Source organism: Elongatibacter sediminis, from assembly GCF_037892215.1.
GTDB lineage: Bacteria > Pseudomonadota > Gammaproteobacteria > Xanthomonadales > SZUA-36 > Elongatibacter > Elongatibacter sediminis.
Genome location: NZ_JAZHOG010000003.1, coordinates 166,416 through 192,564 on the forward strand (window position 1 = coordinate 166,416; position 26,149 = coordinate 192,564).

Genomic DNA, 26,149 nt, shown 5'->3' on the forward strand with positions numbered 1-26,149 from the left:
TCCGGTCAGGTTTCCCCGGGCCCGATCCACTTGTGGACACGCGGCGCGCGGTAAGTCGCGAAGCGGTTCAGCAGGGTTGCAGGCTCGTCTTCCATCATCATCATCGGTCGGTAGTCGGTCCGCACGAACTGCTCGGCCATGGTGTGTTCCAGAAAAGCTTCCAGGTGATTGAAGTAACCGCTTATGTTCAACAGCCCGCAGGGTTTGTGATGCAGTCCCAGTTGTGACCAGGTAAGTGCTTCGAACAACTCCTCCAGGGTTCCCCAGCCACCGGGGAGGGCGATGAAGCCGTCTGACAGTTCCGCCATGCGCGCCTTGCGCTGGTGCATGGAATCGACGACGTCGAGTTGGGTCAGGCCGGTGTGCGCCACTTCCCGGGCCGCGAGGGCGTGTGGAATGATACCGATGACTTCCCCGCCGCCCTCCAGAACGGCGTCGGCGACCGCGCCCATGACCCCGATGCTGGCGCCGCCGTAGACCAGGCCGATGCCCCGCCGCACCAGTTCCTCACCGAGTGAGCGCGCGGCCGCGCGGTAGTCCGGCCGTCTGCCGGGATTGGAGCCGCAATACACGCAGATTCGTTTCATCCGGCCCAAGGTGCCGTCAACGGCCATCGAATGCAAGCCCGCCCGCCGGGACGATCGCGCTCCAGGCGGCCAATTTCTCCTCCAGGGTCAGCGCAGCGTGCGCCGGGCTGGTCGATGGCAGCCGGTGCATGCCGCAGGAGGGACTGCCGGCGGGGAGCATCGGCAGAGCATGCCGCCGGAACAGGCGTTCCGCGGTGGTGCCGTTGAAGAAGATGCGGTCGATACCCGGGTAGCGGCCGAGGAAACGGTCGAAACGGTTGACCACGACACTGCCGGGTTCTATGGCGGCGTCCAGGCTACCGGGGCGGTGGCAGGACTGCAGTACGTCCCAGATGGCGAACCCGCGGCCGGCCACGGCCCGGGTCAGGCTGGCGTAATCGGGGTATTCAGCGCACGGCAATGCCAGAATTTCTCGCATGATCGGCCAGAATGCGTTACGCGGATGGCCGTAATACTGGTGCTCGGCCAGAGACTTCACGCTGGGCATACTGCCGAGGATCAGCGTGTGTGCGGCAGGCCCCGCAATCGGATCAAACCCCCGGATACGCTCCATGTCCATCCAGTTCGAGCAGTAAGGCCATGCGCGTGTGCAGGCCGTTACGTACCTGTCTGCGAATCAGCGAGCGCGGACCGTCGGCAACCGAGTCGGCGATTTCCACGCCGCGGTTGATGGGGCCGGGATGCAGCACGCGGCAGCCCGGCGCGGCCCGTTCGAGCCGGGATTCCGTCAGGCCCCAGGCGGCGTGATAGTCGGCATCGGATGGAATGCTCAAACCGGAGATTCGTTCCTTCTGTATGCGCAGCATGATGATGGCGTCGGCATCGTCGATGGCTTCGTCCAGCGTCCGGCAGATTCGTACGCCGTCGCGTTCCGCGTCTGTCGGCAGAAAATCTGCGGGGCCGGCGAGGCGAATGTCGGCAACCCCCAGGCGCGGAAAGAGCGCCAGGCTGGAGCGCGCGACCCGGGAGTGGCGAATATCGCCCGCCATCGCGATCTTGAGCGGCCGCAGATCGCCGAACGCCTGTTGCAGGGTGACGGCGTCGAGCAGGGCCTGGGTGGGGTGGGCACGTGTTCCGTCTCCGGCATTGATGACGTGCAGGCCGGGTTCGGCGCGTTCCGCCAGAGCTTCGGCGACCCCCTCGTCGCGGTGGCGCACCACGATGAAATCGGGCTGCATGGCCTGCAGCGTGTCGAACGTGTCAAACAGGGATTCACCTTTTTCCACCGAACTGCCCGTCGCCGAAATGTTCACGACGTGCATGCCCAGACGCTTGGCCGCGGTCTCGAAGCTGATTCGTGTGCGCGTGCTGGGCTCGTAGAACAGGTTGATCAGAAGCCGGCCGCTGAGCGCATTGGCGAATGCCTGGGCATTGCCTGCGACCTGCAGGGCGCGGTTGACCAGTTCGTGCAGTTGGTCGTCGGTGCAGGGGTCGGTGTGGGTGAAATGCTCCAGCGGCTTGGCCATCTCGGATTCCTGAGGGTTTTCACGCACGTCGCATGTCCGGCAACGGGCCGGTCACGCGTCGGCCGCGGTGGCCGGCGGTGCGCCGTCGGGAGCCGATTGTAACCAGTTTTCGAGGATGATTTGCGCCGCCATGGCATCCAGCCGCTGCGCGTGCTTGCGCCGCGCACTGCCCCGGGCCCGCATTTCGGCGAATTGCGCTTCAGCGGCTTTCGATGTCAGCCGCTCGTCGGCGAACCGGCACGGCAGACCGTAGCGCTTCGCCAGTGCGCCGCCGAAGCGCCGGGCCGCGCGCGACAGATCCGTTTCTTCACCCTTGTCGTTCAGGGGAAGGCCCACCACCAGGGCATTGGGGCGCCATTCGCGTATCAACCGGTCGAGCGCGTCCCAGTCCGGGGCGTCACGATGCGCGACGGTCTGCAGCGGGCTGGCGGTGCGGGTGGCGAACTGCCCCACGGCCACGCCGATGCGCCGCATACCATAGTCAAAGCCGAGTAGGGTTCCGCGGAATTCCGCGGGTTCAGGCATGCCCGCCTTCGTGGTGCAGGCGATCGACGTGAATGCCCAGGCGCCCCAGCGCGCCTTCGAAACGGCTGGGCAGTGGCATGTCGAAAATCAATTCACTGTCGGCCTCGACCGACAGCCAGGCATTCTCGCGCAGCTCGCCTTCGAGCTGTCCGCCGCCCCAGCCGGCATAACCGAGCGCGACGACAAATTTGCCCGGCCCATCGCCGCTGGCGATGGCCGCCAGAACGTCCCGCGAGGTGGTAACCATGATGTCGGAGCTGACCTGCATGCTGGACTCGAACCCTTCCTGCGGCGTGTGCAGCACGAAACCGCGATCGGGCGCCACGGGGCCGCCCTCGAGCACCGGCAGATTGCGGATGTCATCGTCGTCACACTCGATGTGCAACTGCGCCAGGATCTCGCCCAGCGAGAAGTCCGACAGCCGATTGATGGTGATGCCGATGGCGCCTTCCTCGTTGTGCTGGCACAACAGGGTCACGCTGCCGGCGAAGTTGCCGTCCACCAGGCCGGGCATCGCGATGAGCATCTGGCGGTCGAGGTAGCCGCTGCGTACGGTTTCGGTGTCGTCTGCCATGATTCGCAGATTGGGCCGGCGGGACCGGAATTTCAAGTCCGGGGGCGTGTTTTGCGACGAACGCCACTGCCGGGCCGCCGGCCGGCCGCTCCCGGCCTGTTCCGTTCGGGAGACGGGTTGCATTCACGCTAGAATGGGCTGGTAAAGCATGGCGACGAGTACGGTACATGACGGACGAGCAATACAGCCCGGAAGACCACCATCGGCCGGTGCGCAGTTACGTGCTGCGCGGCGGCCGCCTGACCGTGGCGCAACAGCGCGCGCTGGACGAGCTGTGGCCACGCCATGGCGTGGCCGGTGATTCCGGCGTACTCGATTTCGGCCAGGTATTCGGCAACGACCGGCCGGTCATACTGGAGATCGGCTTTGGCAACGGCGACGCGACCTGGCAGATGGCTGCCGCGAATCCGGAGCAGAATTTCCTCGGCGTGGAAGTCCATCGTCCCGGGGTGGGCCACCTGCTGCTCAAGCTGGAGGAAAATGGGCTGGAAAATGTTCGCGTGGCGTGCGAGGACGCGGTGGAATTGCTGGAGCACCGCATCCCGCCGGCCTCGCTGCACGGCGTTCGGATCTATTTTCCCGATCCGTGGCCCAAGAAACGCCATCACAAGCGCCGCATCGTCCAGCCGCCGTTCATCGACCTGCTGGCGCGGCGGATGCGCGCCGGTGGTTTGCTGCACCTGGCAACCGACTGGGTGCCGTACGCCGAGCACATGATGGAGATCATCGGTGCCGACGAGCGCTTCGAAAACGTGGCCGGGCCCGGCGAGTATGCCGAGCGTCCGGAGTGGCGCCCCCGGACCCGCTTTGAATCGCGCGGGCGGCGTCTCGGTCACGAAGTGCGCGATTTGCTGTTCCGGCGCGCCGACTGATGGAGTCGCGCCGGACGTCGGGTTAGGATAGAACCAGGGTGCTTGCCGGACATCCCGCCCCGTCCGGCCCGCGAATCGAAGGGGAAGGAAACCGTATGCGAGGTCAGGCTTGAAGGTGGAGCGCAGGAATTGGATGCCGGCCTGACACTGTCGGGCGACATGATTCTCGTGCTGATGGTCCTGAGTGCGACCATTGGCCTGTTCGTTTCCGAGTTGGTCCGGGTCGACGTGGCGGCCATCATGGTCATGGTGACCATCGGCCTGCTGGGGCTGGTGCCGCCTACCGACCTGTTCGACGGTTTCGCCTCCAACGCGGTACTGTCCATCATCGCGGTCATGGTACTCGGCGCCGGTCTGGACCGTACCGGTGTGATGACGGTTGTGGCCGCCTGGATTCTGAAAGCCGGGGGCAAGAAGACCAACCGCATCACGTCCCTGGTTTCCGGCGCGGTGGGCGTGATTTCCGGCATGATGCAGAACGTGGGCGCCACCGCGCTGTTCATGCCGGTGGTATCGCGTATATCCGGCCGCACGAAGGTGCCGCTTTCCGAGCTGCTGATGCCGATGGGTTTCTGTGCCATTCTCGGCGGAACCCTGACGATGGTCGGGTCGTCGCCGCTGATTCTGCTGAACGATCTGATCGCCAACGCCAACCGCTCCCTGCCACCGGGCGTGGAAACCCTGGAACCGTTCCACCTGTTTGACGTTACGCCCGTGGGGCTGGCGCTGCTGGTCAGTGGAATCATTTATTTTCTGGTGGGCGGGCGCATGCTGCTCCCCAGGACCAAGGAAAAATCCGTCGGGGCACCAGCGCGTACCAAGTCGTATTTCGCCGATGTTTACGGCATCAAGGGCGACATTTTCGAGTTGCTGGTCACCGTGGACAGCCCGCTGGTCGGCATGAAAATCAGCGATGCCGAAAAACTGAGTGGCGCGCCGATCATGCTGGCCATCCGCAATACCGAGGAGCCGAGGCTGGCGCCGCCCTCGGACGAAATGATCTGGGTGGGTACGATTCTCGGGGTGATGGGAACCCGTGACGTGGTGGGTCGATTCGCTCTGGCGAACCAGTGCCGCGTGCAGCCGCGGCTGCGCACCTTCGGTGGCCTTTTCAACGCCAGCCGGGCCGGAATTTCCGAGGTGGTGATTCCTCCCGGTTCCCGCCTGATCGGCCAGACCATCAACGAAGCACGGTTGCGCAAGCGCTACGGCATCAGCGTTCTGGCCGTGAATCGGCGCGGCGAAATCCTGGTCGAGGACATGCGCGACCTGGAGCTGGAGCCCGGCGACTGCCTGGTGTCGCACAGCACCTGGCAGGATTTGTCGGCCGTCGGCAAGGAGCGGGATTTTATCGTCGCCACCGAAATTCCCAAGGAAGAGCAACGGCCGAACAAGGTGGCGCACGCACTGGTGTTCTTCGCGATTTCGATTTTTCTGATTCTGTTCACCGACTACCGGCTGTCCATCTCCCTGCTGGTCGGGGCCATGGGTATGGTTCTGACCGGGGTGCTGAGCATGGACGAGGCCTATGGTGCGGTGAGTTGGAAGTCGGTGTTTCTGCTGGCCAGCCTGATCCCGCTGGGCCAGGCGATGGAGCGTACCGGCACCGCGGCCTGGATCGCGCAGGAAATCATGGTGTTGCTCGGTGATGTGCCCGATGTGGTGATGCAGATTTCGCTGGCGGCGCTCGCGACGCTGTTCACCCTGGTCATGTCCAACGTAGGCGCCACCACCATTCTGGTGCCGATTTCCGTGAGCATCGCTTTCACCACAGGGGCCAATCCGTTGATGTACGCACTCATCGTCGCCCTGTCGGCCTCCAACGCCTTCATCCTGCCGACTCACCAGGTGAATGCGCTGATCATGGGTCCGGGCGGTTACCGGGTGGCGGACTTCATCCGTGTGGGCAGTATCATGAGTGTCATTTTCATCGCCGTGATGCTGACGATGGTGAATCTGATTTTCGGCTGATTCATTCGGAACCGCCGGCGGCGGTGTCCGGATCGGTCAGCCACACTTCCTGGCCACGCACTTCCACGGTGGCCGGTTTGAGTGCCGCGCCGCGGCAAGGCCCCGACACGCAGCTCCCGGTTTCCAGGTCGAAACTGGCGCCATGGTGTGCGCACATCAGCCAGCCGTCACGCGTAAAGTGAAAGCGGCCGGGTGCGAGATTGAGTCCGAGTCCGTGGTGGGGGCAGACATTGTCGTAGGCGACCACGCGGCCGTCCCGGCGGAACAGCATCAGGTAGCGTGTTCCTTCCGCATGCGGCAGCGCCAGATCCTTGCCGAATTCGCCGATTTCCTCGATCCTGCACAATCGCTGTGCCATTGATACCCTCTGCGCGCGCCCCAAGTTTGCAATTCAAAGGATGAATGATCGTATGCGATACCGGATCAACCCGCCACCTGTCAGCCCCGCGGCACGAGTTCTGGCCACCCTGGTCGGTCTGCTGGTGCTGGCGGCCGCGCTGTTTTTCGGCGTGATCGTATTGCTGATCGCATTGGGAGCCATGGCCGGATTCGGTGTATACACCTGGGTGCGTTCCCGCTGGCCCGGCCGCTCTTCCGGTCGTCCGCAACAAAGCCCGGAACGGCAGCCAGGGACCGGCGGCGACATCGAAGGGGAGTACACGGTCGTCTCCAGGCGGCGCGAATAAGCTTACGAGTGGCGTTGTATTTCTCCTTTCAGGGTATACACTGGTGGGGCAAACTCAGTCAGGTGACGCTCTATGTCGATGATCCGGGAAATCCTGGACCGCAAAGGGGGAACGGTCCTGACACTCAACAGCGACGCTTCGGTGCTCGAGGCGATCGGCATCATGTCGCAGGCGAACGTCGGTGCCCTGGTCATTCAGGACGGCGAGCAGCCCTGCGGTATCTTCACTGAACGGGACTATCTGCGAAAAATCGCACTGAAAGGCCGTTCATCTTCCAGCACGCCATTGCGCGATGTCATGTCCGCTCCATTGATCACCGTGGCGACAACGGATACTCCGGAAGCCGCGATGGAAATCATGACCACCTGCCGCTGCCGGCACCTGATCATCACCGAGTCGGAACAGATGGTGGGAATCGTGTCGCTGGGGGATCTGGTGAAACACATGCTGCAGGAGAAGGAAGCCGAGGTTGAACAACTGGCGCACTATATCGCCGGTTCTTACTGACCTCGTTGTTGCGGACCGCTTTCCGTCTCCCCGTTGCCGGAACATCCGGTGGCGGGTTCCCCGCTATTGACCGGTTCATCGCGCGCCAACGCCGCGCGGATTGCGGCACGCGCTTCGTCGGCATCACGTCCCTTGCGGTACTGTTCCGTGACCACGTCTTCAACCCGGTCCAGCAGTGTATCCAGTGAACCGCCCGGATGGGAACGGTGTGACGGGGGCTGGTGCCCGAACAGGTTGATCCAGCGATCGCTGCGCCGCCCCAGTTTCAGCACGCGCTGATATTCGCGGTCCGCATTCGGTCCGCCCCGGATCAGACCGATCAGTGCCGCGCCGAGTGACAACGGGATCAGCAGCGCGTCGCGAAATCCGTCAATCAGCAGTTTGAGCTGCAGGATGGTCGCATCGCGGGCTAGCTGGCGACGGCCGGACGGCGGCGTGGATTCCTTCATCTGCATACTCCGTACAGGCCAACTGTCGACTACACTAGCAGGCATTGGAACAGAACTCAGTGTGCCGGGATTTGCCACGGCCAGACGCTATCAGGGAAACGTCCGATGGAACCAGCCAGCGAAGTCACCGAAATTCTGCGCCGTATCGAAGCCAACCAGCGTGAACAGCTGGCTCAGCAGAAACACGCGCTGGATATCCAGCAGCAACAGTTCGACATGGCCCGCCGCCAGTTCGAGCGCGCCGAAAAATTGCAGGACCGCGCGGAGCGCCTGCAGGAAAGCGGTGCCGCGATGATGGGCCTGGCACGCAAATCCCTGGTGATTGTCCTGCCGGTGGTGATCGTTCTGATCATTTATCTGACGTGGCTCATTTTCCGCTGACGACGCGGGTCAGCCGCGCTCAGGTCGCCCTCACGGGTTTCTACAACAGGAAAATGGTCGCCAACAGGCCCGCGATGGTCATCGTCACCGTGTACGGCAGGGCCAGCATCACCATGCGTCCGTAGCTCAGCCGAATCAGTGGTGCGACGGTTGAGGTCAGCAGGAACAGGAAGGCGGCTTGACCGTTCGGCGTGGCCACGGACGGAATGTTGGTCCCGGCGTTGATTGCGATGGTCAGCAGTTCGAATTGCGACCGGGAGAGGTCACCCGCCTGCAATGCCGCCGTGATTTCGTTCATGTACACCGTTGCAACGAAAACGTTGTCCGTGATGGCCGACAGCAGGCCATTGGCCAGGTAGAACACGGGCACCTGGATGGTCGCGTCGAGTTGGAAAACGTATTCGATCACCGGCTGTATCAGGTGCTGTTCATGGATGACGGCCACGATGGCGAAGAAAACCACCAGCAGGGCTGTGAAGGGGAGGGCTTCCTCGAAGGCATGGCCAAGCTTGTGTTCATCGATAACGCCGGTCAGGGCCGTGGCCAGCACGATCACGGTCAGGCCGATCAGGCCCACCGCGGCCCAGTGGAAGGCCAGTGCGACAACCAGGAACAGGGCCACGGCCGCCTGGGTGCCGATCGCGGCCCGCTGCTGCGGGGTGCGGCGCTCCGACTCGATCCGGTTGAACTCGACGAGAATGCGCCGAGCCGCCTCGGGCATTTCCGTACCGTAGCCGAACAGCCGCAGCCGCTCGACGCTGAAACAGGTCAGCAGACCCACCGCGAAAACCGGCAGACTGACCGGTGCCAGGCGGAGGAAGAATTCGCCAAATTCCCAGCCTGCCAGGTGACCGATCAGCAGGTTCTGGGGTTCGCCCACCAGGGTGGTGACGCCGCCCAGTGCGGTACCCACCGCGCCGTGCATCAACAGGTTACGCAGGAAGTCCCGGAATTGATCGAGGTCCGCCCGGGTCTCGGTGCCGATTCCACTGTCGTCGGCGTGCTCATGTTCATCGTCGAAACCCTTGCCGGAACTGACCTTGTGGTACACCGCGTAAAAGCCGGCGGCGACCGTGATGATCACCGCGGTGACGGTCAGCGCGTCCAGGAACGCGGACAGCACCGCGGCTGCGAAGCAGAACACCAGCGACAATAGGCGCTTGGAACGGATGCCGACAAGAATGCGGGCGAAAACGAACAAAAGCATGTCTTTCAGAAAATAGATGCCCGCCACCATGAAAACCAGCAGCAGTATGACCTCGATATTCGCCGCGGTTTCGTGGTAGATGGCCTCGGGGCCTACCAGGCTCATCAGCACGGCCTCGATGGCCAGCAGACCGGCGGGTTGCAGCGGATAGCATTTCAGCGCCATGGCCAGGCAGAAAATGAATTGCGCCACCATCAGCCAACCGGTGAAAAACGGACCCATCGACAGCAAAACGAAGGGATTGATCGCCAGGAATAAAACGATGGCCCGCTTGAACCAGCCGGGCGAATTTCCGAGAAAATTCGCCCACACTCCGGTGGCCACACCGATACGTTCAGTCATTCTGAAAGGAGCTCCGGGCTAGAGGATGAAAACTGTCGCAAGCAGTCCCGAGATGGACATCGTGATCGTGTAGGGCAGGGCGAGGATCACCATGCGTCCATAGCCGAGCCGGATCAGGGGTGCGACGGCCGAAGTCAGCAGGAACAGGAAAGCCGCCTGGCCGTTCGGGGTCGCGACCGACGGGATGTTGGTGCCCGTATTGATCGCGACGGTGAGCAGGTCGAAATGCTCCCGCGTGATTTCGCCTGCGGACAGCGCGGCATTGATCTCATTGATGTAGACGGTGGCGACGAAGACATTGTCCGAAATCGCCGACAGCAGCCCATTGGCCAGGAAGAACACCGGTACCTGCATGTGCTGATCCAGCGAGAACACGTACTCGATCACCGGCAGGAACAGGTGCTGCTCGTGGATCACGCCGACGATGGCGAAAAATACGACCAGCAGAGCCGTGAAGGGCAGGGCTTCGGAGAACGCGTGGCCGAGCTGATGCTCCTCGATGATGCCGGTGAAGGCCGTGGCCAGAACGATGACGGCCAAACCGATCAAGCCGACTTCGGCCAAGTGGAAGGCGAGGGCGACGACCAGGAACAGTGCCACCAGAACCTGCGCCACGATGGCCGCTTTCTGCTTGGGTGTGCGCCGTTCATCCTCGATGCGGTCGAATTCCTCCAGAATACGCCGTGCCGCGTCGGGCATCTCCGCGCCGTAGCCGAGAATTTTCATGCGCTCGACCGCCACGCAGGTGAGCATGCCCACCACGAATACCGGCAGGCTGACGGGCGCCATGCGCAGGAAAAATTCGATGAATTCCCAACCGGCGACCTGGCCGATCAGAAGGTTCTGCGGTTCGCCGACCAGGGTGGTCACTCCGCCGAGCGCGGTGCCGACCGCGCCGTGCATCAGCAGGTTGCGCAGAAAGGCCCGAAAGCCTTCCAGGTCCTCCCGGGTCTCGTGCCCGATGCCGGTGTCGTCGGCGTGATCGTGGTCGTCGTCGAAGCCTTTGCCCGACGTCACTTTATGGTAGACGCCGTAGAATCCTGCGGCGACCGTGATGATCACCGCGGTCACCGTCAGCGCATCCAGGAAGGCGGACAGCACCGCGGAGACGAAACAGAACATCAGCGACAACAGGGTCTTGGAACGGATGCGTATCAGGATCTTGGTGAAGATGTAGAGCAGCATGTCCTTGAGGAAGAAGATGCCGGCCACCATGAAGATCAACAGCAGGATGACCTCGAAATTGGCTTCGGCCTCGTGGAATACGGTCTCGGGCGACGCCATGCCCAGGATCACCGCTTCCAGAGCCAGCAGGCCGCCCGGCTGCAGCGGATAGCATTTCAAGGCCATCGCCAGGCAGAAGATGAACTCCGCGACCAGCACCCAGCCCGTCACGAATGGTCCTGTCGCGATCAGCAGAAAAGGATTCGCGACCAGGAAGAGGACGATGGTCATCTTGTACCAGTCGGCGGCGGGGCCGAGGAAATTGTCCAGCATGGAGCGGGCAAGGGTGCTTGGCATATTTTGTTCCGGCAAGGTCCAGTGGAAAAGCAGGGATTCTAGTATTTCGGTGCGTGGCGCGCCAGAAGCAGTGTGAATTCCGGTCCGGTTTTGCGTTGACCGGACGGCTCGGATAGACTATATCTCTTTATCTCGATTGAAAGATATATAATTAAAGGAACCAGGCGTATGAGCAGTTACCTCTTCACGTCGGAGTCGGTCTCCGAGGGCCATCCCGACAAGGTGGCGGACCAGATTTCGGACGCCATCCTGGATGCCATCCTCGATCAGGATCGCTCCGCCCGGGTGGCCTGTGAGACATTCGTCAAGACCGGCGTGGCCATTGTTGGCGGTGAAATCACCACCTCCGCCTGGGTCGATCTCGAAGATCTGATCCGGAATGTCATCGTGGACATCGGCTACGACTCGTCGGAGGTGGGCTTCGATGGCCGGACCTGCGGCGTGGTCAATATCATCGGCAAGCAGTCGCCGGACATCAACCAGGGTGTGGACCGGGAGCGTCCGGAAGACCAGGGCGCGGGCGACCAGGGCCTGATGTTCGGATATGCCACGAACGAAACCAAGGTGTTGATGCCGGCACCGATCCATTATGCGCATGAACTGGTGAAACGCCAGGCCGTGGTGCGCCGCACCAGCGATGCTGGCCGCCAGCATTTGCGGCCGGATGCCAAGAGCCAGGTGACCTTCCGTTACGAGGACGGTCGTCCGGCCGGTATCGACGCCGTGGTGCTGTCTACGCAGCACAGCGCGGAGACCAGCCAGGAACACCTGCGTGAACTGGTGATGGAGGAAATCATCAAACCGGTACTGCCCGAGGCCTGGCTGGACGGCAACACCAAGTACCACATCAATCCGACCGGCCGTTTCGAGATTGGCGGGCCGGTGGGAGACGCCGGACTGACCGGCCGCAAGATCATTGTCGACACCTACGGCGGCATGGCACGGCACGGCGGTGGAGCGTTTTCGGGCAAGGACCCTTCCAAGGTCGATCGCTCGGCGGCGTACGCCGGCCGTTACGTGGCCAAGAATCTGGTGGCCGCAGGACTGGCCGACCGGGCCGAAATCCAGGTTTCCTACGCGATCGGCGTTGCGGAACCCACCTCGGTCACGGTCGAGACGTTTGGCACCGAAAAGATTCCGGTACACAAGATCGAGCAGATCGTGCGTCAGGAATTCGACCTGCGGCCGTACAGCATCATCCGGATGCTGGACCTGATCCAGCCCATGTACCGACCGCTTGCGGCTTACGGTCACATGGGACGTGAAGACCTCGATGTGAGCTGGGAGCGGACCGATCGCGCTGACCAGTTGCGTGAGGTGGCGGGGCTGTAAAACCCCGATGAATGAAGTGCCGCGTGCCGAGGGGCGCTGCGACCGGACTGCGAGTCCGGCCAGGCTCGGCGGGGGGCCATGAATTGGAACTGCGCTCGAACAGAACGCACGGGAGAACAGCAGTGAATGCCGTAATTGAACAGATTGAACAGAATGATTACTACGTCGCCGATCTTTCGCAGGCCGAATACGGCCGCAAGGAAATCGCGATCGCCGAAACCGAAATGCCGGGCCTGATGGCGCTGCGCGAAGAGTATGGTGCCGAGCAACCGCTCAAGGGGGCTCGTATCGCCGGCAGTCTGCACATGACCATCCAGACGGCCATGCTCATCGAGACGCTCGAGGCGCTGGGCGCCGACGTGCGCTGGGCGTCGTGCAACATTTACTCCACCCAGGATCATGCCGCGGCCGCCATTGCCGATGGCGGCACCCCCGTTTTCGCCTACAAGGGTGAATCCCTGGACGAATACTGGGAATTCACTCATCGCATTTTCGATTGGGGCGATGACGAGGGCGAACCGCGGTTCGCCAACATGATCCTGGACGACGGTGGTGACGCCACCCTGCTGCTGTATCTCGGCAGCAAGGCCGAGCAGGATGCCAGCGTACTGGATAATCCCGGCAGCGAGGAAGAAGAGGCGCTGTTCGCGGCGATCCGCCAGCGGCTGAAAACCGCCCCGGGCTGGTATTCGAAGGCCCTGGCCAGCATCCAGGGCGTGACCGAGGAAACCACCACCGGCGTCAAGCGGCTCTACCGCATGGCGAAGGACGGTGAATTGACCTTCCCGGCCATCAACGTGAACGATTCAGTCACCAAGTCGAAGTTCGACAACCTGTACGGCTGCCGTGAGTCGCTGGTCGACGGGATCAAGCGCGCCACCGATGTGATGGTGGCCGGCAAAATCGCCCTGGTGGCGGGTTATGGCGACGTGGGCAAGGGCTGTGCGCAGTCGCTGAAGGGCCTGGGCGCGACGGTCTGGGTCACCGAGATCGATCCGATCTGTGCCTTGCAGGCGGCGATGGAGGGCTTCCGTGTGGTCACGCTGGACGAGGCGGCCCCGCTGGCCGATATCTTCGTCACCGCGACCGGCAACTACCACGTCATCACCCACGAGCACATGGCGCAGATGAAGCACCAGGCCATCGTGTGCAACATCGGGCATTTCGACAACGAGATCGATGTGGCCAGTCTGAAGCAGTACCGCTGGGAGAATATCAAGCCACAGGTCGATCACGTGATCTTCCCGGACGGCCGCCGCATCATCCTGCTGGCCGAGGGCCGGCTGGTCAATCTCGGTTGCGCCACTGGCCATCCGAGCTTCGTGATGTCCAACTCCTTCACCAACCAGGTGCTGGCGCAGATGGAACTGTGGAACCATGGCGATCGCTATGAAAACCAGGTGTATGTGCTGCCCAAGCACCTCGATGAGAAGGTGGCCCGGCTGCACCTGGAGCGCATCGGCGCGAAATTGACCGATCTGACGGACGAGCAGGCCAGCTACATTGGCGTTGAGACCGAGGGGCCGTTCAAACCGGACCACTACCGCTATTGATCACGCGTATCGACGCCATAAATTGAGACAGGGTCGTGTCCGCTCCGCCAGTCAGTTTCGAGTTTTTTCCACCGCGCAGTGCCGAGCAGAAGCTGGTCCTGGAGTCGACGTGGCAGAAATTGTCACCGTTGCGTCCCGCCTATCTGTCGGTGACCTTCGGGGCGGGCGGCTCGACCCTGGATTCGACCCGGGAGACGGTCAACGCGCTGCTCGGTGAGAGCGGCGTTCCGGTGGCGCCGCATATTTCCTGCATGGTCCGCAGTGAATCGCAGATTCGCGATTTGCTGCAGCGCTACCGTGAGGACGGGGTCGAACGGCTGGTGGTCCTGCGTGGTGACCGTCCCGAGGGCATGACCGGTCCCGGGCCGTTCCAGTACGCCAACGAACTGGTGCGCTGGATTCGCCGCGAATTCGGTGCCGCGTTTCACATCGAGGTGGCCTGTTACCCGGAATTCCACCCCGAGTCGCCCAGCCCGCAGGAAGAAATGAAATTCTTTCGGGCCAAGGTGGACGCGGGCGCGGACGGCGCCATCACGCAGTATTTCTACAATGCCGACAGCTATTTCCGCCTGCTCGACGACTGCGCCCGGGCGGGCATCGACATTCCGGTGACGCCCGGCATCATGCCGATCACCAATTACCGTCAGTTATCCCGGTTTTCGGACATGTGCGGCGCAGAGATTCCGCGATGGATCCGGCGCCGGCTGGAAGGATTCGGCGATGACGGCGCATCCATTCGGGCCTTCGGGCTGGATGTGGTGAGCGGCCTGTGCGAACGCCTGCTGGCCGGCGGCGCGCCCGGATTGCACATCTACACCCTGAACCGGGCCAATGCCAGCCTGCTGTTGTGGCAGCGACTGGCCGGAGAGGCAGCCGGCAAGCCGGCGCCCGTCCGCTGAATTCTCAGGGACGCTCGTCGCGCGCCCGTTGCGCCCGGCGCACCGCCCAGACCACCATGGGGGCCATCAGGCCGGCGCCCAGAATAATCAACAGGGGCCAGAGGCCGGCCAGCGCCGGCAGCCCGAGGTCGATGCCGAGCGCCGCGAGCATGCCGAGTACGACCAGAACGGTTCCGACACCGTCCAGCGCCAGTATCCAGGGCGGAATGGGGAAGGGAGATTTGCCGCTCACGGGGTTTCCTCCCGGTAAATGCCGATGAATGTGCGGCCCGTGGTATCGATGCTGGCCCGATACATGCCCGCGGTGTTGAACACCAGCGCGATGTTGCCGTCCGGATCGATGGCGATGACACCGCCGTCACCTCCCATGTCCACCAATTGACCGTTGATGACGGAATCGGCTGCCTGTTCCAGGCCAACGCCCTGGTAACGGACCCGCGCGCAAATGTCCGCCGCCACGGTGGCGCGAATGAAATACTCCCCGTGCCCGGTGGCGCTCACCGCGCAGGAGCGGTTGTCGGCATAAGTGCCGGCGCCGATGATGGGTGAGTCGCCGACCCGGCCCCAGCGCTTGTTGGTGGTGCCGCCGGTCGAGGTTGCGGCGGCCAGATTGCCTGCTGCATCCAGCGCCACCGCACCGACCGTCGACAGCCAGCGGTCGGGAGATTCGGATACGGCATGCGCCTCCGGATCATCGCTGGCCCGGGCATCCTGCAATTGCTGCCAGCGGTAGTCGGTATGGAAATAGGCTTCGTCCTCGAAAGCGATGCCCTGCTGGCGCGCGAAGGCCTCGGCGCCATCCCCCGTCAGCATCACGTGCGGGGAGTCGGTCAGGACCCGATGTGCCAGGGTGATGGGATTGCGCACCAGGCGAACCCCGGCAACGGCTCCGGCCGAAAGGTCGGCTCCGTTCATGATCGATGCGTCCATTTCGTGCCTGCCCTGGGCGTTGAAGACGGCGCCGCGGCCCGCATTGAAGTCCGGTGAATCCTCGAGCAAGGTGACGGCCGTGAGCACGGCGTCGATGCCGCTGCCACCGGATTTCAGCACTTCATGACCGGCCAGGGCGGCTGCCCGCAGGGTGGCCCGGATTCTTTCTTCGGTTTCGGGATCGAGCCGGTCCCGGCTGATGGTGCCGGCGCCCGCGTGCAGCGCGATGGCCACCGGCCCGGATTGTGCGGCCGGATCGGGGCCGGCCGCCGTTGCGGTTGAGTACGCAGACATCGACAGCACTCCTGCGGTGACGGCGAAGGCCAGGCGTGTGAAGGCACCGGCCCTGGAAACGCGGCCGGCCGCGCGGGCCAACGCGTGGGTTGGCGCGCGCAAGGGTCTGAGACGAATCATGGGCATCCTCACCTGGAATCGCTTGAATTGTCCGTTGCCGGGGTGCCGTGGCGCAACCAGTACAGCGCGGTATAGATTTTCGGGTCCAGCGGCGTTCCTTCGGCCAGCCGCCCGGCCAGCCAGGCATCGACCCGCGCCATCGGCACCCGGTGCACAGTGATGGCCTCGCTGGCATCGCCGCCGCCATCGCCGACCCGCCGCAGGCCGGTGGCGCGCACGAAGGTGATCATCTCGTCGGTCATGCCGGCGGAGCTGGGGCAGGTGAGTATGGCGGATACGTCGCTGGCTTCGTAGCCGGTTTCCTCGACCAGTTCGCGGCGGGCGGCCGTCAGCAGTTCCTCGTGCGGATCATCGAGATCGCCGACCAGGCCCGCCGGCAATTCAATCACGGTCCGGCCGACCGGAACGCGGAACTGCTCGACCAGCAGAATTTCATCGTCGCCGGTGACCGCGACGAGCACGGCGACGGCCGAGGCATTGGTGCGGGTGGCGAATTCCCAGCCGCCGGAATCGCGTAACCCCAGGTAGCGGCCGGCGTAGAGCATCCGGGATTCAGTCATGGGCAGGCTCTCTGGTAAAATGCGGCGATTGATGGGGCGATTGTACTGGCGACGCGCGTGGCGCGCAGGTTGGCGCTCCGTTCCGGCCGCGGATGGAACCAACCACCCGTTCGTCGTTCAAAGACACCCGTTGCCTGTCGGTGACGGCGCGCGGGAGAGCGCACCGCTTCCGACACGGCCCTTTCCCAAATTCAGGAATCACGATGTCACAAAGAATTTTACTTACCGCCTGGGTCGGTCTGCTGTTGAACCTGGCAGCCATCACCGGTTTCGCCCGGGAAGATTCATCCGCGGCCGCAGCCGGCCAGGCGGCTGGCGCGCAGAACGCGGCCGCCGAGGCTCCGCCCAGGAAACCGCGCCACCGGGGCGGGCTGCCGGATGACATCGAGGGATTACAGCAGACCGCCATCGAGGCCTATGAGGCGGGTGAACACCTGCGCTTCGTGCAGGCCACGATCAAGCTGCGCAATCTGCGCCCCTACGAGCCGCAATACCTGATCGGCATGGTGGTGGGAACCGCGCTGCTGGGCCGCCAGACCAGCGCCTACAGCTACATGCACAAGATGCAGGAGCAGGGGCTGAGTTTCGATTTCAATTCCACCGACGACACGGAAAGCATCCGCGGCACCGAGGTCTACGACTACATCAACGACCTGCTGGTCCGCGCCGGTGATCCGTTGGGTGAGGCCGAAGTCGCGTTTCGACTTCCCGAAGCGGACAGCTACCCGGAAGCCATCGTCTGGGATCCGACCCGCGAGCGCTTTCTGACCGGGGCCGTCGACACGGGCGAAATCCTGGCCGTCTCGAAGTCCGGCGAGGTGGAGAGCCTGCTGAAGCCGGATGCGGATACGCCGTGGTGGTCGGTGCACGGCCTTTCCGTGGATGCCGAGCGCAACCGGCTGTGGGTGTCGACTACGGCGGTGCCGGCCTTCCGCGACGTGCCCAGGAACATGCTGGGCGCGTCCGCGCTCCTGGAATTCACCCTGGACGAGCTGGAACTGGTGGGCCGTTTCCCGGTGCCGGGCGACAGTCTGCCGCATCTGCTCGGCAGCTCCGTGGTGCATCCTTCGGGTGACGTGTTCGTCATCGACCGCGCGCTGCCGATGCTTTATCGCAAGGCCGCCGGCGGTGCGGCGCTGGAGGCTTACCTCGGCAACAAGGAACTGGTGGGTTTCCGCGACATCGCGCTATCCGCGGATGGCAAACGCCTGTACCTGGCCGATGCCGCGCTGGGCGTCATGGTGGTGCTGCCCGACGACCAGAAATCGACGATGCTGGCTGCCCCGGAATCCCTCAACCTGGGTGGCATCTCCGGCCTGGCGGTGTCCGGCAACGCCCTGATGATGATCCAGAACGGCATCCGGCCCCAGCGCGTCATGCGTCTGGAACTCGATCCGTCCGGATTGTCGGTGGTCGAGGTCAAACCCGTGGCCAATGCGCTGGAGACCTTCAACTTCCCGTCGTTTGCCGCAGCGCACGGGGATTCACTGTGGTATTTCGCCAGCAGCAACGTGCCGGGCGCCAATGAAGGGCTGGTTGAACCGCTGGTCCTGAAGTCACCGCTGGAGCCCGACGAGATGCTGCCGACGGCCGCGGAGACCAAGTTCCAGGAGGATACCTTCGGCAAGGACTGAGGCCGTACAGGCGGTTTGCCCTGCCGGGTCCGGATTCAGGCCCGCAGGCAGCGCTGGCGCAGCATGCCGCCGAACTCGAGCTCGTCGAACAGGCGATTCAAGGCTGCGTCGTCGGTGGTCCGGCGCGCGATTTCGGGTGATTCCAGGGCCGAGGGCACGTCTGTTCGAATCACCGTGAGTTGACGCGCGAGTTCGGCGGCGGCGCGATGTTCGACCAGTTTGCGGTGCAGCGATTTCGCGCCGCGGATGCCGAGGTAGGGCACCTCGTCGACGCTGGCGTAGAGCCGGTCGAGATCGCCGAAATGCGCCAGCAGGGCAGCGGCCGATTTGGGCCCGATGCCCGGAACGCCGGGAATGTTGTCCACCGCGTCGCCCGTCAGTGCCAGGTAGTCGGCGATCTGCTCGGGTGACACCCCGAATCGTTCCAGCACCTGCGCGGCGCCGAGTTTGCGGTTGCGGGAAAAATCCCACCAGTGATCGTTTTCACGCACCAGTTGCGTCAGGTCCTTGTCGCTGGTCACCAGGCACACCGGGTGGCCGCGATCACGCCAGTGCACGGCCAGGGTGCCGATCAGGTCATCGGCTTCGAAACGGGGGTCGGCGTAACAGGCCAGTCCCATCGCCTCGGCCACCGCTCGCGCCCACTTGAACTGGCGTTTCAGTTCCTCCGGTGCCGGATCCCGGTTGGCCTTGTACTCCGGGTAGATCTCGTTGCGGTAACTGGTGGTCAGTGATTCGTCGAAGGCCACGCCCACGTGTGAGGCCGAGGTCTGTTCCAGCAGGCTGCACAGGAAGCCGGTAAAGCCGTAGACGGCATTGGTCGGCTCGCCCCTGGCGTTGTTGAAAGCATCGGGCATGGAAAACCAGGCGCGGAAGATATAGACACTGGCGTCGACCAGGTAGACGGGGGATGCGCTCATGGTTCGATTATAAGCGTTCTCCCGTTCCGGTCACCGATGTTCCGGGCAGAAAAGCCGTGATGGCGCAAGTGGTCGTCGACATTCGAGATCAGTTTGCCATACTGGCCACTCAGTCCAAACATCCAAGGCCCTCGATGTAGGCCAGCCGGTCGAGCGTAAAAGCTCCTGAACCAAACTCGGAAAGCAGTGAATCGTAAATGAAACGTCCATTGAGACACGACTCCAGTTCAATTCGAATCGATCCCCAGTCGACCATTTCACTGGTATTCACGTCGGCGCCCGCACCGGGCGTAAGAATACCCTCCGTTTGATAGTATCCGTCCGCCAAAATGGTATTTCCACTCCTGCTACCAATCCCTAGCACCCAACCTTGATTTCCTGACTGATCAAAGGTGTTCCAAAAAATTAAGTACTCATTAGGCCTTGTGTTTTCGATTGTAACGTAGTGGCCATCTCGGCCCCGGGAATAAAACAAGCCGTTCTCACCTCCAGAAAACAGCGGTGTGTTCCCCGATGTTTCGAATGCTCCTATATCGCATTGGCTAATGCCGTCACCAGTGCCATCTTTGGGGCGTAATCCACCCATCGCATCTCGATTAGGGCAGGTGTAGGTATCACCCGTGATTCTATCGAGCGCCGGGCTGTTGGGTGGAAGAACGACGAATGGTCCACCCTGGGGAGCGTTTTCGAACCGGGCGGCATTGGAATAAAAGCCAGTAATATCTGTATTGGATTTCGCCGGGCAAGGCTCTGTCGTGGAGATGAGATTGAATCCGGTGCTAACAACGTTTTCTGAGAACGTACAGCCGAGGTCCAATATCATCGTGCCACCCATCGCAATTTCTCGAAACACTCCGGGGCGCTCAACGGTTCGTTCGATTGCGAGCAATTTTGAAGTTGTGCCAGAAGGTGATGTCTCGCGAATGAATGTGGACGACCTAATGTTGAGCGTCGCGAACGGGCCGTTGTGGATGTACGCTGCAACAGATTGTGCCGGCAGTTCCGGGGCATCAATCCTGCCGTCGATAATAAAGACATTTTCTAGCGTGGCTTCACCAAGGTTATTCATGAATACAACTGCATACTGTGATTCCGTTACAACGGAAATGGCAGAGGCGCGCACCTTGCTTAATTGAATATTGCCATAGTTCAGGACAACCGCACCCGAAGACTTTCCGGATGAATGGGTATCAACGGATGAAATCCTCACGCTCTCCAGAGATAGTGAAGCTCCATCGGACACGATTATGAGCCCCTGTTCCGAAGTACCTGGTTGGTCAGATTCGAAATCCCGAATCACCACGTTGGAAAGCTCTAATGAGCCGCCTTCGCCAATTTCAAGTAATGGACCAAGAGCTGTTGAGCCGTCACCGCTAAATACTGCCCCTTTCCCATCCAAAATGATGGTGCCGGTTATTTTCGGAGGTGAGTTCTCAGGTAATTGATATGAGTATGCGCCATCACCAACCAGCCGAATAAACGTGCGCTCCCCGGATTGATTCGCACGTTCAATGGCCGAATTCAATCCAGAAACATCACCGTCTTCGATGTCGATGATTTCGTCGGCTTGTAGCGGTGATATCCCTGTCGTCAAACAGGCGGCCCAAGACAGAATTATCAAAAACTTAATGCGATTTAAGTTGGGTGTATTGAGCATCTTCTTGGCACTCTTGGGGAAATAAAACTAGTTTATGCTGAGGAATAGTCGTATGAGGACCAATTAAGTCGGCCCTGGAAAATTGAACCCACTGAACAAACTCCGAATCACAGTGGGTTTATCCACAAAGAGCCGAAAAGTTTACGAGTCGCTTGATTCTGAATCGGCGTCATCCGCCACATAGTAGGCCTTAACGTCCAGCACTTCCTCAAAGACCTTTTTGCCCTCTTTGTATTGGGGGATAGGGCTTTTCACCTTCGTAACATGACTCGAATTTCTCGCATTGCAGATCGGATCTTCCAAGCAATCTCTGATCAGTCCTTGTCGAATAGACTCAATTTGTTCAGTTGAACTGACTGGACTACTTTGGTCTTGGGCTAGTGCTGGTAAGCAAAAAGTGACCAACAGCGAGGATACTAGTAAATGAGAGTGTTTCACGTCCGCTCCTTAGTACATTGACATCTTATGAACAGATGTCCAAATATAGCCACCCGCTCCGTTCATTTCGTTCCCCCAATGCACGCCAGAAATGGGCACGGACCCGGAGGACGGCATAGATTGCTGGAATAATCCACGTGCGCTCGCGCATTGGAATAGCTTCTTGAGATCAACGTTGAATTGGTAGTCAACGCCAGTCGAAGACATGTTTGGAACCGTAAATCCACAATGCCAAGCGGAAGGCCCCGCATTCAGGTCTTCAGAGTCTAAGAATGCCCAATCTACTCCCGGATAGAAAAAAGACTGCGTGACTGTCCAGTTCCATAAGAAATTTTCCCCAGCGTCGGTCGCTGAAGACGCATCCGTGTTGTCACCTAGGTGTTTAAGAGCGAGAAAGACACCACGCTTCTTGCCTCCCCACTCGCTAAGCGCATAGAGATAAAACCAGAGTCCACCGTCACTCCAATAATCACCCCCGGATGGTTCGGCATACGCCCAAATTTTCGCCCAAAACTTCACTTTGTGCGGAGTTCCGTAAATGGAACCAACATTTGATGAGTTTCCGCGTCCCGCTTGTGCGCCCATTGACACAAAGGGGAGGCCCATAATTCCGTTTGCATCGTGACTATGTGTTGCACCTAAGTGACGGACAATCAAATGCGCCCGAGGAAAATTCTCTCCAATATCCGTGTCCGTGACGACATCGTATGACTCAGGATAGTAAGTCCAATTTGCATCCGTGCTGTAGTAAAGAGGATGAGTACGCCCCGGAATGCCGGGATTTGATGTACCTTCTGTGTAAAAAGCTGGTTCATTGTTAATGTGCAACGCCCAGTAATTGGACGATCCAGATGCGCCTTGAGGGAACGTTAGGTAAGTAGGTGAACTCCCATACGCTGGCCCCGATTCGCACGGTGTTGGCGGCCCGAATAAACAGTTGCCGTAGGTGACTGGATAGAAAGTACCGTAGAGTGAAGCAATTTCGGGACGCGAATATCCATTCGTGAACCCTTGATCCCAAAAATTCGCGGATGCAATGCCTGCTGGGTTGAGCGCCAGCAGAGTTAGAACAAGCATGATGCTTTTCATTTCGCACTCCCTAAAGTGCTTGCTTTGGATATCTGTATGTTTAGTGTCTCCTATCCGTGAGTTCTTTTATCTGATCGGTGTCAATGGGCGCCAATATTGCGCCATTCGAGGATCGCCGATTAAGCAACATTCTGTCTGTAGTGCGCCGTGCAAAGGTGCGCTCTTTCAGTGGGTGAGATTCCCACTCGGCAACTGTCGTTCCAGCCGGTAGCAATCGGAACAGTGGTGGAGGCAACGAAGCGACTGAAGCTTCCGATGTAAAAGGGTCCTTTAGGGATTCAGCGAGCACGCAGGCCGTAACGTGCAGTGAACGCTGAGCAGGCCTCGAAAAATGTAATGTAGGTGCCGACCCGGCTACAGAACGGGGAAGGCCGCCGCCATTGAGGAAGAGATCGATTGGCACTCGATGGACCCACCGGCGTATTAGCGACGGCATGCCTGCAAATGGGAGAGTAGCGCAACACGGGAAGTCCCACGGGATACTTGGTGTCGCGAGGCGGGCAACGGGGTGTCGGGAGGCACAGACCGGTCCGGTGGGATGGCGGATAGGGTCGTAGTACCGCTGAGGTCGGGTAACGCCGATTGAGGAAAGGGCCCTTAGTCTGGGAGTAGCGCTGGCAAGAGCACGCGATTGGAGATTGACATTGAGTCTGGTAACTCCTGCAAAAGTTGAGAAGCTCCGCAAAGCGCTGCATGTGAAAGCGAAGGAAGAAGCCGGGTTCCGCTTCTACCAGCTGTATGACAAGGTGTATCGGGCCGAAGTGCTGTGGCACGCCTACCGTCTGTGCCGGGCCAACGGCGGGGCGGCGGGTGTGGATGGCGTGACGTTCGAGCAGCTCGATGCGGTGGGTGTTGGCGGCTGGCTCGGTGAACTGGCGGATGACCTGCGAAAGAAGGTCTATCGTGAGTTGGCGCTGGTCCGCTTGTCGACGCGTACACGTAAACTTCCGTGGGCGAAGGCATGATCCCAGAGAGAGCCGGATGCGGGAAATCCGCATGTCCGGTTCGGCGAGCGGCGACTGGAAACGGGGTGGGTAATCGGGTTCGGCCGACCTGCTACCGCGCCAGTCGTCGACTCTACAATTCGGCCTCCCTCAGAACGCAGCTAGTTCTCGAAGGTCTGGTAGCGGCGTTCCGCCGTTTGCCAGTCCTCCTAGATTTCCATCAGTATCGCACTGACTAGCCGCAAACAGGCCGCCTCGTTCGGGAACAGCCTCGCAACCCGTGTCCGGCGCCGGATCCCGGTTGGCCTTGTACTCCGGGTAAATCTCGTTGCGGTAACTGGTGGTCAGTGATTCGTCGAAGGCCACGCCCACGTGTGAGGCCGAGGTCTGTTCCAGCAGGCTGCACAGGAAGCCGGTAAAGCCGTAGACGGCATTGGTCGGCTCGCCCCTGGCGTTGTTGAAAGCATCGGGCATGGAAAACCAGGCGCGGAAGATATAGACACTGGCGTCGACCAGGTAGACGGGGGATGCGCTCATGAAATGGTTACCAGATGGGGTTTTCCGTTCAGGGTGGATCCTCGAAGCCATCTTCATGCAGAGCGGGTGGGACCGGCGATAGCTGGAACAACAACCCGCTTACATCCGCATGGTTTACGGTGACGGGATCGCCGGTTGTCATCACGTCACAGGCGTAGCAGAGGATATCGTCCCAGATTTCCGACCGGTAACCGGGGATACTGGCCGGTATCGTCTTGATGTAATAGGTCGAATTCGGAATTCGGGGATAAATCCACTCTCCGGTTCCCGTGGTCGTCGCCACACCCAGCGGCTGCCCGTCTTCGTCGTACACCTGCAATTGTACACCCGGCATCGGTTGGGAGTTCTGGTCACGTACCGTGCCTGAAAGACTGTAGGCTCGGGGCAAGTCGTAATTGAGCGTATTGTCTCCCTCCGCGATGGCAACAGCCACGCCGTCACCCGCCTTGTCACAGGCTCCGGCGTCACAGAGAATCTCCGGGTACAGTTCGTCGAGATAATCGCTGGCGGCGCCGTGTGCATCAAAAAAAACTTTGTAGCTTCCCGGCGGCAGGTCGTAAATCTCCCAATTCCCGCCGATATCGCTGGTCGCTTCGTAACCGGTGGGTGCGCCGCTGGCTGGATTCAGTAGCTGGATTGTTACCGGGGATACCGCCGTGCTGCTGTCGCTTCGGTCGACAACCTTGCCGGAGAGTGTTGTGACGACATTTGCCTGACAGGTCATCTGCGGGATATTGCAATACGGCATCGCGGGGTCGATGCAGTCGGCATCGGATGAGCAGCCCGCCGGAGCGGCTTCGCACTGGTTGGTCTGGGTGTTGCAGGTCGGCAGGGAGGGGTCGGTGCAATCGGCATCGGTCAGACAGCCGGGAGGGGGAGCTTCACACATCATGGTGATGGTGTTGCAGATGGGTTCACTCGGGTTGATGCAATCGGCATCCGATGAGCAACCCGCCGGTGCGGCTTCGCATTGATTGGTCTGGGTGTTGCAGACCGGCAGTGAGGGGTCGGTGCAGTCGGCATCGGTGAGGCAGAGACTGGCGCCGCATTGGTTGGTCTGGGTGTTGCAGATCGGCAGTGAGGGGTCGGTGCAGTCGGCATCGGTGAGGCAGAGACTGGCGCCCGCCCAGGCATTCGGTGCGGCTAATAATGCTGCCAACCAGGAAAAGACAATCAGCATGAATTTTTGATTTCTTTGCATGTGTTGGACCATTGAGATGTGTTTTTGCTGAATCGGGAATGTGCGGGGCAATGCTGTGCGGCGCGGAGTTTCGCCGTTTGATCAAGGGGGGTGATTATTCTGGATCTAACCAGGACGCGGTGGGATATTGGCGCTTAGTGTACCCAAGATGCTGAAACGCAGATAGGTATGCATGATGCTTGGGTGAGGCGTTCAGGCCAGCAGTTTCTGTCCGCCTTCCACTCGTTGGCGCAGCACGCTGTTACGAGGGAAGTGGGCGAGAAGGAAGTCCATCTGGTCGGCGAGAATGCGGCGGCCCTGCAGGTAGACGTATTCGGCGTGGGTGGGCACGAAGGGGATGGCCAGCAGTTGCATTCCGGCCTGCTCGGGGGTGCGGCCGGCCTTGTGATTATTGCAGCGCTTGCAGGCGGTGACGACGTTTTTCCAGGTGTCGCGGCCGCCCTGGCTGATGGGCTTGACGTGGTCGCGCGAGAGCATGAAATTGGGGAATTGTTCGCCGCAGTACAGGCACAGCGACTGGTCGCGGCGGAACAGCGCCTTGTTGCTCAGCGGCGGTGAATACTTCGGGGAAAAAAGCTGCTCGTGCGGGTGATGGCCGACGGTGGCGACGATGGCGTTGACTTCCACCATGCTCTGCACTCCGCTCAGCGCGTTGACGCCGCCGTGTATGCGGTACAGGGTGCGGCCGAGGGAATAGCTGACCTGGCCCAGCGTGATCAGCCGGACGGCGTGCTGGTAGCCGATCCACTCGAGCGGCATGCCCGATACGTCGGTCCTCAATACCTGTTGTTGCAGGTCCACGATGCGCTCATTCTGCAACCGGCGCTCGTTTGAAGCAAGACCGGTACATTTTGGCACCCGTACGCCACGGGTCATCTGAACGCGAGGTGGTGTTTTCGTAATCGGGATATCATCAACGGCTTCGATTCGGCTCAACAGGGGGGTCGTGCCCT

General features: G+C 61.2%; 28 protein-coding genes and 1 riboswitch. Of the genes, 10 read left to right on the plus strand and 18 right to left on the minus strand.

Translation table 11 applies throughout. From position 1 onward, the window contains the following. Window positions 1-5 precede the first annotated feature (5 nt). From V3330_RS05480 to V3330_RS05500, 5 genes are read right to left on the minus strand one after another with little or no spacing between them, the layout of a single operon-like run. On the minus strand, window positions 6-587 hold the full coding sequence (locus tag V3330_RS05480) for an LOG family protein (protein ID WP_354694385.1): 582 nt from the start codon (window positions 585-587) through the stop codon (window positions 6-8). 16 nt (window positions 588-603) lie between these two features. Beyond that, window positions 604-1,074: a DNA-deoxyinosine glycosylase gene (locus V3330_RS05485; RefSeq protein ID WP_354694386.1), complete on the minus strand. Its 471-nt coding sequence runs from the start codon at window positions 1,072-1,074 to the stop codon at window positions 604-606. 43 nt (window positions 1,075-1,117) lie between these two features. Further along, window positions 1,118-2,080, minus strand: coding sequence for an aspartate carbamoyltransferase catalytic subunit (locus V3330_RS05490; RefSeq protein WP_354694387.1), 963 nt, complete (start codon window positions 2,078-2,080; stop codon window positions 1,118-1,120). Window positions 2,081-2,104: 24 nt separating this feature from the next. After that, window positions 2,105-2,578 carry a Holliday junction resolvase RuvX gene (gene ruvX / locus V3330_RS05495; protein WP_354694388.1) on the minus strand — a complete coding sequence of 158 codons (474 nt, stop codon included), beginning with the start codon at window positions 2,576-2,578 and terminating at the stop codon, window positions 2,105-2,107. Next, window positions 2,571-3,152 carry a YqgE/AlgH family protein gene (locus tag V3330_RS05500; protein WP_354694389.1) on the minus strand — a complete coding sequence of 194 codons (582 nt, stop codon included), beginning with the start codon at window positions 3,150-3,152 and terminating at the stop codon, window positions 2,571-2,573. Before V3330_RS05500 ends, ruvX begins: the two co-directional genes overlap by 8 nt. Window positions 3,153-3,319: 167 nt before the next feature. On the opposite strand from V3330_RS05500, the gene trmB reads away from it, so the two are divergent. Then, entirely contained in the window at window positions 3,320-4,024 is a 705-nt protein-coding gene (trmB, locus tag V3330_RS05505) for a tRNA (guanosine(46)-N7)-methyltransferase TrmB (protein WP_354694390.1), read from the plus strand. A gap of 129 nt (window positions 4,025-4,153) precedes the next feature. Beyond that, window positions 4,154-5,995 (plus strand): SLC13 family permease, encoded by a 1,842-nt coding sequence (locus V3330_RS05510; protein ID WP_354694391.1) that lies wholly within the window; start codon window positions 4,154-4,156, stop codon window positions 5,993-5,995. Window position 5,996: 1 nt separating this feature from the next. On the opposite strand, the gene V3330_RS05515 is transcribed toward V3330_RS05510, so the two are convergent. Then, complete coding sequence (locus V3330_RS05515; RefSeq protein WP_354694392.1) at window positions 5,997-6,353, minus strand: Rieske (2Fe-2S) protein; 357 nt, start codon at window positions 6,351-6,353, stop codon at window positions 5,997-5,999. Between the two features lie 52 nt (window positions 6,354-6,405). Between V3330_RS05515 and V3330_RS05520 the strand changes: the two genes are divergently transcribed. Together V3330_RS05520 and V3330_RS05525 are read left to right on the plus strand one after the other, a co-directional pair. Then, window positions 6,406-6,681, plus strand: a complete 276-nt coding sequence (locus V3330_RS05520) for a hypothetical protein (RefSeq protein ID WP_354694393.1) — start codon at window positions 6,406-6,408, stop codon at window positions 6,679-6,681. 72 nt (window positions 6,682-6,753) lie between these two features. Beyond that, window positions 6,754-7,188 carry a CBS domain-containing protein gene (locus tag V3330_RS05525; protein WP_354694394.1) on the plus strand — a complete coding sequence of 145 codons (435 nt, stop codon included), beginning with the start codon at window positions 6,754-6,756 and terminating at the stop codon, window positions 7,186-7,188. Here the strand turns inward: V3330_RS05525 and V3330_RS05530 are convergent. Beyond that, on the minus strand, window positions 7,182-7,637 hold the full coding sequence (locus V3330_RS05530) for a hypothetical protein (RefSeq protein ID WP_354694395.1): 456 nt from the start codon (window positions 7,635-7,637) through the stop codon (window positions 7,182-7,184). The genes V3330_RS05525 and V3330_RS05530 overlap by 7 nt on opposite strands. A 105-nt stretch (window positions 7,638-7,742) precedes the next feature. Here V3330_RS05530 and V3330_RS05535 point away from each other — a divergent pair, with 105 nt between their 5' ends. Continuing rightward, on the plus strand, window positions 7,743-8,018 hold the full coding sequence (locus V3330_RS05535; protein ID WP_354694396.1) for a hypothetical protein: 276 nt from the start codon (window positions 7,743-7,745) through the stop codon (window positions 8,016-8,018). Window positions 8,019-8,058: 40 nt separating this feature from the next. Here the strand turns inward: V3330_RS05535 and nhaB (V3330_RS05540) are convergent, their stop codons facing one another. Continuing rightward, window positions 8,059-9,567, minus strand: a complete 1,509-nt coding sequence (nhaB, locus tag V3330_RS05540) for a sodium/proton antiporter NhaB (RefSeq protein ID WP_354694397.1) — start codon at window positions 9,565-9,567, stop codon at window positions 8,059-8,061. 18 nt (window positions 9,568-9,585) lie between these two features. Continuing rightward, on the minus strand, window positions 9,586-11,088 hold the full coding sequence (gene nhaB / locus V3330_RS05545) for a sodium/proton antiporter NhaB (protein WP_354694398.1): 1,503 nt from the start codon (window positions 11,086-11,088) through the stop codon (window positions 9,586-9,588). Window positions 11,089-11,256: 168 nt separating this feature from the next. Here nhaB (V3330_RS05545) and metK point away from each other — a divergent pair, with 168 nt between their 5' ends. From metK to metF, 3 genes are all read left to right on the plus strand, one after another. Further along, the gene (gene metK, locus V3330_RS05550; RefSeq protein WP_354694399.1) at window positions 11,257-12,420 is read left to right on the plus strand and encodes a methionine adenosyltransferase; all 1,164 of its coding nucleotides are present in this window, start codon (window positions 11,257-11,259) and stop codon (window positions 12,418-12,420) included. 22 nt (window positions 12,421-12,442) lie between these two features. After that, window positions 12,443-12,524, plus strand: a riboswitch (S-adenosyl-L-homocysteine riboswitch). Between the two features lie 18 nt (window positions 12,525-12,542). Then, a complete protein-coding gene (gene ahcY, locus V3330_RS05555) occupies window positions 12,543-13,973 on the plus strand; it encodes an adenosylhomocysteinase (protein ID WP_354694400.1) in 1,431 nt (476 codons plus the stop codon). A gap of 35 nt (window positions 13,974-14,008) precedes the next feature. Continuing rightward, window positions 14,009-14,872 (plus strand): methylenetetrahydrofolate reductase [NAD(P)H], encoded by an 864-nt coding sequence (gene metF, locus V3330_RS05560; RefSeq protein ID WP_354694401.1) that lies wholly within the window; start codon window positions 14,009-14,011, stop codon window positions 14,870-14,872. A gap of 4 nt (window positions 14,873-14,876) precedes the next feature. Here the strand turns inward: metF and V3330_RS05565 are convergent, their stop codons facing one another. Genes V3330_RS05565 through V3330_RS05575 form a run of 3 tightly spaced genes read right to left on the minus strand, consistent with a single transcriptional unit; the run spans window position 14,877 to window position 16,776 of the window. Next, the gene (locus tag V3330_RS05565) at window positions 14,877-15,104 is read right to left on the minus strand and encodes a hypothetical protein (RefSeq protein ID WP_354694402.1); all 228 of its coding nucleotides are present in this window, start codon (window positions 15,102-15,104) and stop codon (window positions 14,877-14,879) included. Then, the gene (locus tag V3330_RS05570) at window positions 15,101-16,216 is read right to left on the minus strand and encodes an isoaspartyl peptidase/L-asparaginase family protein (RefSeq protein WP_354694403.1); all 1,116 of its coding nucleotides are present in this window, start codon (window positions 16,214-16,216) and stop codon (window positions 15,101-15,103) included. The genes V3330_RS05565 and V3330_RS05570 overlap by 4 nt, the downstream gene beginning before the upstream one ends. 8 nt (window positions 16,217-16,224) lie before the next feature. Continuing rightward, complete coding sequence (locus tag V3330_RS05575) at window positions 16,225-16,776, minus strand: NUDIX hydrolase (protein WP_354694404.1); 552 nt, start codon at window positions 16,774-16,776, stop codon at window positions 16,225-16,227. A 203-nt stretch (window positions 16,777-16,979) separates the two neighbouring features. Here V3330_RS05575 and V3330_RS05580 point away from each other — a divergent pair, with 203 nt between their 5' ends. Then, window positions 16,980-18,410, plus strand: coding sequence for a hypothetical protein (locus tag V3330_RS05580; RefSeq protein WP_354694405.1), 1,431 nt, complete (start codon window positions 16,980-16,982; stop codon window positions 18,408-18,410). 35 nt (window positions 18,411-18,445) lie between these two features. Here V3330_RS05580 and V3330_RS05585 read toward each other — a convergent pair whose 3' ends face one another. From V3330_RS05585 to V3330_RS05595, 3 genes are all read right to left on the minus strand, one after another. Beyond that, window positions 18,446-19,330 (minus strand): 5'-3' exonuclease, encoded by an 885-nt coding sequence (locus tag V3330_RS05585; RefSeq protein ID WP_354694406.1) that lies wholly within the window; start codon window positions 19,328-19,330, stop codon window positions 18,446-18,448. 109 nt (window positions 19,331-19,439) lie between these two features. Continuing rightward, the gene (locus V3330_RS05590) at window positions 19,440-20,987 is read right to left on the minus strand and encodes a choice-of-anchor Q domain-containing protein (RefSeq protein WP_354694407.1); all 1,548 of its coding nucleotides are present in this window, start codon (window positions 20,985-20,987) and stop codon (window positions 19,440-19,442) included. Window positions 20,988-21,434: 447 nt separating this feature from the next. Further along, the gene (locus V3330_RS05595; RefSeq protein ID WP_354694408.1) at window positions 21,435-22,514 is read right to left on the minus strand and encodes a hypothetical protein; all 1,080 of its coding nucleotides are present in this window, start codon (window positions 22,512-22,514) and stop codon (window positions 21,435-21,437) included. A 695-nt stretch (window positions 22,515-23,209) separates the two neighbouring features. On the opposite strand from V3330_RS05595, the gene V3330_RS05600 reads away from it, so the two are divergent. After that, a complete protein-coding gene (locus tag V3330_RS05600; protein ID WP_354694409.1) occupies window positions 23,210-23,479 on the plus strand; it encodes a hypothetical protein in 270 nt (89 codons plus the stop codon). A gap of 129 nt (window positions 23,480-23,608) precedes the next feature. Here the strand turns inward: V3330_RS05600 and V3330_RS19610 are convergent, their stop codons facing one another. The 3 genes from V3330_RS19610 to V3330_RS05620 all read right to left on the minus strand — a co-directional run bounded on the left by V3330_RS19610 (window position 23,609) and on the right by V3330_RS05620 (window position 25,955). Continuing rightward, window positions 23,609-23,995 carry a hypothetical protein gene (locus V3330_RS19610; protein WP_435791442.1) on the minus strand — a complete coding sequence of 129 codons (387 nt, stop codon included), beginning with the start codon at window positions 23,993-23,995 and terminating at the stop codon, window positions 23,609-23,611. Window positions 23,996-24,023: 28 nt separating this feature from the next. Then, window positions 24,024-25,196, minus strand: coding sequence for a carboxypeptidase-like regulatory domain-containing protein (locus V3330_RS05615; RefSeq protein WP_354694410.1), 1,173 nt, complete (start codon window positions 25,194-25,196; stop codon window positions 24,024-24,026). Window positions 25,197-25,388: 192 nt separating this feature from the next. Next, window positions 25,389-25,955 carry an HNH endonuclease gene (locus V3330_RS05620; protein WP_435791522.1) on the minus strand — a complete coding sequence of 189 codons (567 nt, stop codon included), beginning with the start codon at window positions 25,953-25,955 and terminating at the stop codon, window positions 25,389-25,391. Window positions 25,956-26,149 lie beyond the last annotated feature (194 nt).